The following is a 2,465-nucleotide window of genomic DNA, read 5'->3' on the forward strand; positions in this document are numbered from 1 at the left end:
CTGGGCTCGGGCGGGATGGGAGAGGTCTACCGCGCCCGCGACACGCGTCTCGGCCGCGAGGTGGCCGTCAAGGTCCTTCCCGAAAGCCTCGCCGACGACGCCGGCGCGCTGGCGCGGTTCGAGAGGGAAGCCCGCGCGGTCGCCGCGCTCTCGCATCCGAACATCCTCGCGATCTTCGACTTCGGAACTCAGGACGGAACCGCCTACGCGGTGATGGAACTGCTCCGCGGCTCGACGCTGCGCGATGCGCTCGACTCCGGCGCCCTGCCGCAGAGTCGCGCGATCGAATTCGCCCTCCAGATCGCGAAAGGGCTCTGCGCGGCCCACGAGAAGGGAATCGTCCATCGCGACCTGAAACCCGAGAACCTCTTCGTCACTTCCGACGGAGACCTGAAGATCCTCGATTTCGGTCTCGCCAAGCGAACCGAGCGCCTCTCCGGGGAAGACGAGACGAATGCGCCGACCGCCAGCCGGCAGACGTCGCCCGGGACGGTGATGGGAACCGTCGCATACATGTCGCCGGAGCAGGTGCGCGGCGAGCCGCTCGACCCGCGCTCCGACATCTTCTCGTTCGGGTCGGTTCTCCACGAGATGCTGACGGGCCGCAAGGCGTTCGCGAGGGATTCCGCCGCGGAGACGATGGCCGCGATCCTCATGAACGAGCCGCCGGATTTGTCGGGATCGGGAGTGGCGATCTCTCCCGCGATGGCGGGAATCCTCTCCCACTGCCTCGAGAAGAACCTCGTCCGCCGGTACCAGACCGCCCGGGATCTCCTCTTCAACCTCCAGCAGTTCGGAAGCGGGTCCGCCGGGAGCGCGCCGGTGACCGCGGCCGCGGGGATTCCCTCCGTCGCCGTCCTCCCCTTCCTGAATTTCACGGCGGACGCGGAAAGCGAGTTCTTCGCCGACGGCATGACCGAGGACGTGATCGCGAACCTCGCCAAGATCCGGTCGCTGAAGGTGATCTCCCGCACGTCGGTCATGTCCTTCAAGAAGCGGGACCGGAGCCTGCGCGAGATCGGCGCGACTCTCGGAGCCGCGTCGATCCTCGACGGCAGCATCCGGCGCGCCGGAAACCGCGTCCGCATCGTCGCGCAGCTCGTGGACGCCCGCACCGACGAACATCTCTGGGCCGACACCTACGACCGCGACCTGACCGACATCTTCGCGATCCAGACCGACGTCGCGATGCAGATCGCCGCGGCCCTGCAGGCGGAGCTGTCGCCCGAGGAGCGATCGCGGATCCAGAGGAAGCCGACGGTGAACCCCCACGCCTACAAGCTCTATCTGCAGGGGCGGCACGCCTTCAGCGGGTCGAGCGAGGAGGGGTATCGCCGCGCGATCGGCTACTTCGAACAGGCCATCGCCGAAGATCCGGAGCTGGCCGTCGCGTATTCGGCCCTGGCCTTTCTCTACACCGAGCTCGCGACCGGCCAGGGAGCCGGCGCGATATCTCCCGCGACCGCTTTCGGGAAGGCGAAGGACGCCGTGCGCCGCGCCCTCGCGATCGACGATGCGCTCGGAGACGCCCACAGCGTCGCGGCGACGCTCAAGTTCATGTGCGATTACGACTGGACCGGGGCGGAGAAGGAATTCCAGGTGGCGCTGAAGCTCTCTCCCGGAAGTGCCGACACCTACGACCGGTACGGCTGGATGTGTTCCGCGATGGGCCGGTTCGACGACGCGATCCGGATGGTCAAGCGCGCGCAGGAGCTCGACCCTCTCGCGCACCGCTCCGACCTCGCCAACGAGTATCTGCGGGCTGGCCGGTACGAGCAGGCGCGGGACCTCGCGAGCGAGGTCATCGCCTTCGAGCCGAGATTCACGCGCGGGTATTCGATCGTGGGATGGGCGAACGTGTTCCTGGGAAACATGGCCGACGGCCTGGCGTCGCTCGAGCACGCGGTGTCGATCGCGCCCGACAGCACGCTCTTCACCGGGCAACTGGGCCAGGCGTACGCGCTCGCCGGCCGGACCGGGGAAGCCCGCTCGATCCTGGCGCGGCTGCAGGCCCTCGCGCGCGAACGGTACGTCTCGCCGTACCACATCGCGTACGTGCACACCGGTCTCGGCGAACAGGACGCGGCTCTCGATCTCCTGGAGAAGGCCTACGAAGAACGCTCCGGAGCGATCTACGGCATCAAGGGCTCGTTCCTCTTCAAGAGCCTCCACGGCCACCCGCGGTTCCAGGCGCTGCTGAAGAAGATGAACCTGGGCTGAAAGAGGCTCCCCGAAGACGCGTGCCTGGGACCAAGGTCCAATGGCGGCGCGCCCACGCCCTCTCGATAATGGCCGGTGACCGGCAAATCGCGGCTCCCGGAATTCGGCCGCGATGCTCAGGCCGTCATCGAGAGGGAATCATGAGACGACGTTTCGCCATCGGCGTTTTCGCGGCCTTCGCCCTCGTTCTGTCCGGGGCGGCGGCGTTCGGGGAAGAGCTCGAGAGATTCACCGGCTTCGGCGTC

At 67.6% G+C, this 2,465-nt stretch carries 1 protein-coding gene; it reads left to right on the forward strand.

The features are described from left to right. Window positions 1-2,220, forward strand: a 2,220-nt coding sequence (locus VFS34_10690) for a protein kinase (GenBank protein HET9794919.1), incomplete at its 5' end; no start/stop codon positions are given. Window positions 2,221-2,465: the final 245 nt, after the last annotated feature.

Source organism: Thermoanaerobaculia bacterium (assembly GCA_035717485.1).
In the GTDB taxonomy this organism is placed as follows: Bacteria; Acidobacteriota; Thermoanaerobaculia; order UBA5066; family DATFVB01; genus DATFVB01.